The following is an 8,087-nucleotide window of genomic DNA, read 5'->3' as shown; positions in this document are numbered from 1 at the left end:
TCCCGAACTCAGTAGTGAAACGACGCATCGCCGATGGTAGTGTGGAGTTTCTCCATGTGAGAGTAGGTCATCGTCAAGCTCCTATCCCAAGACCCCTGGTCAGCATCGCTGGCCGGGGGTTTTGCTTATTAGTGTAAGCAACCCGAATTCGGATGAGCGCCAAGGCGAGCATCCAGCCGAATTGCTTGACGACCATAGAGCATTGGAACCACCTGATCCCATCCCGAACTCAGTAGTGAAACGATGCATCGCCGATGGTAGTGTGGAGTTTCTCCATGTGAGAGTAGGTCATCGTCAAGCTTCTAATTCCAAAGCCCCTGATCAGCGAGAGCTGGTCGGGGGTTTTGTTTTTGGGGCGGAAAAAGCCAATGCGGGAGCCCTATACAGGGCGAGTAACCCGGGACGGGTTATTCGTTGCAATGGCGGATAACGCTTGAGGCGTTATGCGCCCTACGACCGGCGTTTGCCGGAGGTCCGTGAGGGATGCGGTTCGCGGGCATGGCCCGCTCCTACTGGGGAGTGAGGGGCTTGTTCATGATGAGGGTGCGCTCTTCGCCGTGGAGTTGTTCGCGTACCACGCGATAGCCCAGGAGAGCGTAGAAGCTTTCAGCGGTGAGAGAAGAGGGGACCAGCAGGGTCTCTACGCCGCGCTGTAGGGCGGCTTTCTCTATTTGCTCCATCAGGGCTTGGCCGATGCCCTTGCGCTGCTGCTGTGGCGCTATGAAGAGGCTGCGCACGGTATTGCCATCCAGGGCGCCTGTGCCGACGATCTCGCTCCCCAGCAAGGCAACGAAGACCAGGCGTTGCTCCAGCAGCTCAATCACCCGCGCAGGCGTGAAGTTCGCCACCACCGATTCGATGACACTCGCTGGGTAGTCCTGGCCGTTGCTTTCCCTGACGGCCGCGACGATCACCTGGCTGATGGCCGTGGCGTCGTCGCTGCGCGCTTGTCTGATCGTCAATTCCATCTCTGCGCTCCCTGTTATCCGCCTGCTCATCCTGACGGGATCGGCAGCGCGAGGGTAGGGCGGAATTGCAGGCAACAAAAAAGGCGCCCTGGGGCGCCTTTCCTGTTTGGATCACCGATCAGCCGTTGTGGCGTTTCAGGACCAGGGTGGCGTTGGTGCCGCCGAAGCCGAAGCTGTTGCTCATGACGGTGTCGATCTTCGCGTTCTCGCGGGTCTCGCGCAGGATCGGCAGGTCAGCGACTTCCGGGTCCAGCTCGTCGATGTTTGCCGAGCCGGCGATGAAGTTGCCTTCCATCATCAGCAGGCAGTAGATCGCTTCGTGAACGCCTGCGGCGCCCAGGGAGTGGCCGGACAGGCTCTTGGTGGAGCTGATGGCCGGGGCCTTGTCGCCGAACACTGCACGCACGCCGCGGATTTCAGCGACGTCGCCGACCGGGGTGGAAGTGCCGTGGGTGTTCAGGTAGTCGATCGGGGTATCCACGGTCGACAGGGCCTGCTGCATGCAGCGGATGGCGCCTTCGCCGCTCGGGGCAACCATGTCGTAGCCATCGGAAGTCGCACCGTAGCCAACGATTTCGGCGTAGATCTTGGCGCCACGCTTGAGGGCGTGTTCCAGCTCTTCGACCACGACCATGCCGCCGCCGCCGGCGATGACGAAACCGTCACGCTTGGCGTCGTAGGCGCGGGAGGCCTTTTCCGGGGTGTCGTTGTACTGGGTGGAGAGGGCGCCCATGGCGTCGAACAGGCAGCTCTGGCTCCAGTGTTCTTCCTCACCGCCGCCGGCGAAGACGACGTCCTGCTTGCCCAGCTGGATCTGCTCCATGGCCTGGCCGATGCAGTGCGCGCTGGTGGCGCAGGCCGAGGAGATGGAGTAGTTCACGCCCTTGATCTGGAAGGGAGTGGCCAGGCACGCGGAAACGGTGCTGCCCATGGTGCGGGTGACGCGGTATGGGCCGATGCGCTTGACGCCCTTCTCGCGCAGGGTGTCGATGGCTTCCATCTGGTTCAGGGTGGAAGCACCGCCGGAGCCGGCGATCAGGCCGGTGCGCGGGTTGGAGATCTGCTCGGGGGTGAGGCCGGAGTCCTTGATCGCCTGTTCCATTGCCAGGTAGGCATAAGCGGCGGCGTCGCCCATGAAGCGGAAGACCTTGCGGTCGATCAGCTCTTCCAGGTTCAGGTTGACCGAACCGGAAACGTGGCTGCGCAGGCCCATCTCGGCGTAGCTGGGGTTGTGGCGGATGCCAGCACGGCCTGCACGCAGGTTGGCGGAGACGGTGTCTTTGTCATTGCCCAGGCAGGAAACGATGCCCAGACCGGTGATCACGACGCGACGCATGCGGATACCCTTAGAAGCTGTCAGTGGAAGTGAACAGGCCGACGCGGAGGCCTTCGGCGCTGTAGATTTCGCGGCCATCGACGCTGACGGTGCCGTCGGCGATGGCCAGGATCAGCGAACGATTGATCGTACGCTTGATGTGAATGTTGTAGGTGACTTTCTTGGCGGTCGGCAGGACCTGGCCGAAGAACTTCACTTCGCCCGAACCCAGGGCGCGGCCACGGCCGGGGTTGCCCTGCCAGCCGAGGTGGAAGCCAACCAGCTGCCACATGGCGTCGAGGCCCAGGCAGCCGGGCATGACGGGGTCGCCCTCGAAGTGGCAGGCGAAGAACCACAGGTCCGGGTTGATATCCAGCTCGGCGACCAGTTCGCCCTTGCCATACTTGCCGCCGACATCACTGATGTGGGTGATGCGGTCGATCATCAGCATGTTCGGGGCGGGCAGTTGCGCATTACCCGGGCCGAAGAGCTCGCCGCGGCTGCAGCGCAGCAGGTCTTCTCGGGTGAAGGCGTTTTGTTTGGTCATGCGAGCTCCTCAAAAATCCTGGATAGCAGGCGTTGTTTGGCTTGTGCCTGCGGCGCCGCGTTCCGTTGTTCTTGTCACGGTGTCATGCGGCAGCCTAGTCATAGACTATTGCCTTTAAGTGAAAGTCACAGCAATCGGCGAACGCTTGTTCACTTTTCGCCGATGCCTGGTTTCTCCGTCGGGACGCAGGCCCCGGGCCGGTCCGCAGTTTGCGGGCAAGCGCTCCATCGATCAACGACCTGGAGCAACCCAGCGCTGCAGAATCCGCTGCAGCTCCGCGCGTTTGAACGGCTTGGCGAGGTAGTCGTTCATTCCTGCTTCAAGACACGCCTCGCGGTCGCCCTGCAGCGCGTTGGCGGTCAGGGCGATGATCGGTACCTGTTCGCCGCCCGGTTTCGCACGAATCTGCCGGGTGGCTTCGTAGCCGTTGAGCACCGGCAGGCGGCAATCCATCAGGATCGCCGCGAACTCGCCGCGCTCCGAGGTACGCACAGCCTGGGCGCCGTCACCCACCAGCGTGACGCGATAACCCAGGCTGCGCAACATAGCTTCTATGACCGTTTGATTCACCGGGTTGTCCTCCACCAGCAGCACGGACTGACCAGTGGCAAGGGCGTCGCCGCCGTTCGTCCCGTCGTCTGCGGCACTCTGACGCTCCCTGAAGGGCAGGGGGATCTCCAGGGTGAAGGTCGAGCCGCAACCTTCCTCGCTGACCGCACCCAGGGTGCCGCCCATCCGTTCGGCCAGGGTACGCGCAATGGACAGCCCCAGTCCGGTGCCGCCGTAGCGCCGCGAGGTCGACGAATCGGCCTGCTGGAAGGCCTCGAACATGTGCTCCAGGCGCTCGCGGGAGATGCCGATGCCGCTGTCCTGCACCGAGCAGCTGAGCCACAGCACCTCGTCGTCCAGCGCCTGCCAGGTGGCTTCCAGGCGCACGCCGCCTTCCTCGGTGAACTTCAGGGCGTTGCCCAGCAGGTTGACCAGGATCTGCCGGATGCGCGTCGGGTCGCCCTGCACCTCGAGGTTGTCGAGGCCGTCCTGCACGTTCATTTCCAGTTCCAGGCCGCGTTGCTGGGCGCTGTGCTGGAAGACCTGGATCGAGCTCTGGATCAGTTCCAGCAGGTTGAACGGGATGCGCTCCAGTTCCAGCGCGCCGCGCTCGACGCGGGAGAAGTCGAGGATGTCGTTGATGACCTTGAGCAGGTGCTCGGTGGATTCGGTGGCCAGTGCGCTGTACTCGGCCTGTTCCTGGTTCAGCTCGGTGGTTTCCAGCAGCTGCAGCATGCCCAGCACGCCGTTCATCGGGGTGCGCAGCTCGTGGCTCATCATCGCCAGGAAATCGGACTTGGCGCGGTTGGCCTCTTCGGCCTCCTCCCGCGCCGCCACCAGTTGGGCGATGCTGCGCTCCTGCTCCAGGCTGGCTTGCTGCAGGCCACGGGCCAGGTTGTTGATGTGCCGGGCGAGGTCGCCGACTTCGCCGTCATCCGGCACCGGCAGGGTGGTGTGGTAGTCGCCGGTCTGGATCGCCTGCACGGCGCGGCCCATGGTATGGATCGGTGCGGCCAGGCGGCGGGCGAGGCGGCGCGCCAGCAGGTAGGTGAGGATCAGCGCGAACAGCGCGAGCAGGCTGGCCTTGAGGAGGATTTCCTGTTGCCGTTCGCTGAAGGCGTCGCTGGCCATCCCGACTACCACGCGGCCGAGGTAATCCCCGCTGGGCGGTGCGGCCGTCGGTAGCATGTCGTTGGAGCTCGCCAGGTCGCTGCCATTGAGGGCGATGTTCTCGCGCTGGATCGAGGCGTGGAAGATTTCCACCTTGGTGCTCGCCTGCGCGGGATCGGCGGCGTGCTCGACGTAGACGAGGATGTTGTCGCCGCGATCGCGCACTTCGATGAAGCGCACGTGGGCGGTGCTCAAGGTCGCCCGCAACAGGCTCTGCAGCACCGGCAGGTTGCCGGAGATCACTCCGTATTCCGCCGCCGGGGCGAGCTGGTTGGCGATCAGCTGGCCGGTGTGGTTGGACTCCAGGCGCAGGTCCTGCAGACGCGAATACGTGAAGTAGGCGGTCAGCAGCACAGTCAGCAGCAGCGCCGGGCCGAGGCTGATGGCCAGCATGCGCGTCTGGATGTTCCAGCTCTTGCGGGAACTCATGGTTTTTCTCCTTCGGCCAGGCGCTGCGCGAGTTCCGCGTCGCCTTGCAGGTCGATGCCGAGCGAGCGCGCCACCTGGCGGTTGCTCTGCACCTTGAAGCGTTCGGGGTAGAGGCTGCGGGGCCATTGCTCCGCCGGCTCGTCGAGCAGGGTGTCGAGGGTCTCCAGCCAGTCGCTCTGGTCGCTGTAGCTGCTGGCCAGGCTGCCGGCCTTGACGAAGGCGGCAGTCGGGCCGATCAGCGCCCGGTTTTCGGCGTAGGCGCTGAGGAGAATGCCCTTGATGGTCTGCGCGTTATAAAGCTGTTTGTCGTCCAACCCGAGCAGCAGGTCACTGCGACCGAGCAGTTCTCGCAGCGGGCGGCTGTCTTCTGCGCGGGTTTGCAGCTCGCTCGTCAGTTCGACGCCGAGCTGTTCCGCGCTGCGCTGAAGCTCTTCCAGAAGGAACTCGCTGCTGGGGCCGAGCAGCACGCCGATGCGTTGTGGGCGCGGGTTGAGTTGCAGGGCCAACGCCAATTGGCGTGCCGGTGGCGGGTCGCTCCATAGCAGGCTCAGGTGTGGCGGCTCGCGCTCGCCCAGCACTTGCCGGGCCTCGACGCGGCTGACCAGCAGGGTCAGTGCCGGCGGTGCATCGTCACTGGCCAGGCGCCAGTTCAGCGCGCCGCTGCCGAGCAGCAGCAGGCGGGTTTCGCCATCGAGACTGGCGGCGGGCGGCAGGTTCTCCGGGGATTCCAGCCGCACCTGGTCGTGCGGGCGGCGTTGCGCCAGGGCCTCGGCGAAGTCCTGCAGGGCCTGACTCTGTTCGGTGCTGACCAGCAGGATGTCACGGGCCTGGGCCGGTAGTGCGAACAGGCAGGCCAGCCCGAGGAGCAGGGCGCTGAGTAGGGTTCCGAGGCTCGTCCATGAGCGGCGGGCAGACATGCTAGAAGTCCACCTCGGCGCTGAAGTAGAGCAGGTGGCGGCTGTCGTAGCGGTTTTCCGGCCAGGTCAGCGGCTCGTCGTCCAGCCGTTGCTGCAGCACGCCGGCCAGCTCCAGCGCGGCGTGACCCAGGGGAATGCGCTTGGCCACGCGCAGGTCGAGGCGCTCGAAGCGGTGCTCGTTCAGTGCATCGTCGCCGTAGTAGAAGACCGAACTCGACCAGCCGCGCCCCCAGTCGCGCATCCAGCCGGCCGAGCCGCTGTTGCGCGCGGTAAGGCGCTGGTCGTAGCGGCTGCTGGCGTCGTAATCGACGTAGGCGTAGGTCAGGCGCACGCGATCCTGCCTCGTCAGGCGCCAGTCGAGCTGGGACTCGGCGCCGCTGAAGCGGATGTCGTTGTCGTTGCTCGGTTCGAAGTCGGAGACCTTCAAGGGATCGCTGATCAGCCCGTGGATTTCGTCGTAGTAGGCTTTGATGTCGACCGCGAGCCCGAGTTCGTCGAACTGGCCGTTGTAGCCGATTTCCCGCGAGCGCATGCGCTCCTGGTCGAGATCGCCGGGGCCGTGGGCGCGGGCGAAGTAGTAGGCACTGGACTGGCCGTAGACCGGTGCCGAGAGGTTGCGCACCCGGTAGCTCCAGTTCACGTCGTTCTCGTACATGTCCGGCGAGCGCACGGCCTCGGAGTACACCGCGCGCAGGCTGTGGCGCGGGGTGATCAGGTAGTTGAGGGCAAGGCGCGGGCTGACCGAGCTGCCGGAGAGCTGGTCGTCCTCCACCATTGCGCCGCCCTGTAGCAACCAGTGCGGCGTCAGGTGCCACTCCAGCTGGCCGAACAGGCGCCAGATGTCGTTGTTCACCGTGCCGTCGAAGTAGGTTTCCGAGGTGGCCTGGTCGTGGCGGTAGCTCATGCCGCTGACCAGCCGCACGCCATCGGCGAGGCTCAGGGTGTCCTGGACTTCGAGGTCGTAGCGGGTTTCGCGGATGTTCTGGTTCACCTGCCCGCAGACCGGCAGGTAGGCGCCGGCCGCCAGTTGCTGGACCACCTGCCGGGCCAGTGCCTGCTCCTGCGCCGTGCCGCGGGGAATGCGTGGCAAGGTGTCGGCGAAGTTCTGCACGTACTTCGGATTCATATCCCACAACTGCGCGAGCTGCGGGCTGAAGGCGATCTGTGCCTCGCACGCGCCGAAGTCCTGCAGGCGCTCCCAGTGTTCGGCGTATCCCTGCACGTAGAGACTGTGCTCGGGGTTGATGTCGAAGGTCCAGCGCAGGGAGCCGGCGTAGTCGCGGGCGGTCAGGTCGGAGTTGTCGTCGCCGGCGGCGATGTTGCCGAAGATCGGCTCGTAGTCGTAGGGGCGCTGGTTGCTGCCTTCCTTCGCCGCGAGCTGCCAGTCCAGGCTGTTGCGCAGGTCAAGGTTGTGGCTGGCCGTCAGGTTGAAGCGGCTCAGGCGGCGGCCGTCGCGGTAGTCGCGGTCGAACTGGTCGTGGTCGAAGCCATCGTCTGCCTGCCCGGAGAGTGACAGTCGGTAGTCGCCGGAGCGGTCATGGATGCCCTGGCTGGCGTACCAGTCGCGCACGCCGTTCTGCCCGGCGGTGTACTTCAGCCGCGTGCCCTGGCTGTCCGCCGGGTGGCGCGTGAGGATGTTGATCACGCCCATCAGTGCGTTGGCGCCGTAGCTCACGGCGTTGGGGCCACGGAAGACCTCGATGCGGTCGATGTCCTCGATGGCCACCGGGATGTCGCTCCAGTCCACCGTGGCCAGGCCCGGGCGGTACACCGAGCGGCCGTCCACCAGTACCTGCAGGCGCCGCGCCTCGGTGACGTTGGTGCCGTGGTAGTTCACCGTTGCCTGGTTGCCCGACAGGTAGCCGACCATCATGCCCGGCACCAGGCGCATCAGTTCGGGAATGTCGCGGGCGCCGGAGGCCTTGATCAGGTCGCGGTCGAGCACCGTCATGCTGCCAGGGACTTCGGCGGGGGACTGTTTGAGCCGCGTCGCGGTCAGAACTTCAGGGACGTCGAGGCTGTCCACGAACAGGTCGCCCGCCACGGCCTCGCCCGCCAGCAGTGCGGCAAGCAGGGAAAGCGGCAGTGGAGCGCGGACGGGACGATGCACGGAACGACCTTGTTCTCGGTTCTTATGGGTTCGGTCAATGTCTACGGCTAGACGTTTTCCACAGGACGGATGTTAAACGAGG

6 protein-coding genes and 1 rRNA gene are annotated in these 8,087 nt (G+C 65.0%); 1 reads left to right on the top strand and 6 read right to left on the bottom strand.

What is annotated here, in order from left to right; all coding sequences use genetic code 11:
* The first annotated feature begins 184 nt into the window (after nt 1-184).
* Nucleotides 185-300: ribosomal RNA gene (gene rrf / locus IB255_RS23345) — 5S ribosomal RNA — on the top strand.
* A gap of 209 nt (nt 301-509) precedes the next feature.
* Here rrf and IB255_RS23340 read toward each other — a convergent pair.
* The 6 genes from IB255_RS23340 to IB255_RS23315 all read right to left on the bottom strand — a co-directional run bounded on the left by IB255_RS23340 (nt 510) and on the right by IB255_RS23315 (nt 8,005).
* Complete coding sequence (locus tag IB255_RS23340) at nt 510-968, bottom strand: GNAT family N-acetyltransferase (RefSeq protein ID WP_192210900.1); 459 nt, start codon at nt 966-968, stop codon at nt 510-512.
* 118 nt (nt 969-1,086) lie between these two features.
* Nucleotides 1,087-2,304 carry a beta-ketoacyl-ACP synthase I gene (gene fabB / locus IB255_RS23335; protein ID WP_045208787.1) on the bottom strand — a complete coding sequence of 406 codons (1,218 nt, stop codon included), beginning with the start codon at nt 2,302-2,304 and terminating at the stop codon, nt 1,087-1,089.
* A 10-nt stretch (nt 2,305-2,314) separates the two neighbouring features.
* The gene (fabA, locus tag IB255_RS23330; RefSeq protein ID WP_017517389.1) at nt 2,315-2,830 is read right to left on the bottom strand and encodes a 3-hydroxyacyl-[acyl-carrier-protein] dehydratase FabA; all 516 of its coding nucleotides are present in this window, start codon (nt 2,828-2,830) and stop codon (nt 2,315-2,317) included.
* Nucleotides 2,831-3,061: 231 nt separating this feature from the next.
* Entirely contained in the window at nt 3,062-4,978 is a 1,917-nt protein-coding gene (locus IB255_RS23325; protein ID WP_081519155.1) for an ATP-binding protein, read from the bottom strand.
* A complete protein-coding gene (locus IB255_RS23320; protein WP_081519156.1) occupies nt 4,975-5,895 on the bottom strand; it encodes an ABC transporter substrate-binding protein in 921 nt (306 codons plus the stop codon). Before IB255_RS23320 ends, IB255_RS23325 begins: the two co-directional genes overlap by 4 nt.
* A 1-nt stretch (nt 5,896) precedes the next feature.
* A complete protein-coding gene (locus tag IB255_RS23315; protein ID WP_230986157.1) occupies nt 5,897-8,005 on the bottom strand; it encodes a TonB-dependent receptor plug domain-containing protein in 2,109 nt (702 codons plus the stop codon).
* Nucleotides 8,006-8,087 lie beyond the last annotated feature (82 nt).

It is taken from the genome of Pseudomonas sp. PDM22 (assembly GCF_014851965.1).
In the GTDB taxonomy this organism is placed as follows: Bacteria; Pseudomonadota; Gammaproteobacteria; order Pseudomonadales; family Pseudomonadaceae; genus Pseudomonas.
Note: the sequence above shows the minus strand (reverse complement) of the source record. Positions and strands in the feature narration are given on the sequence as shown.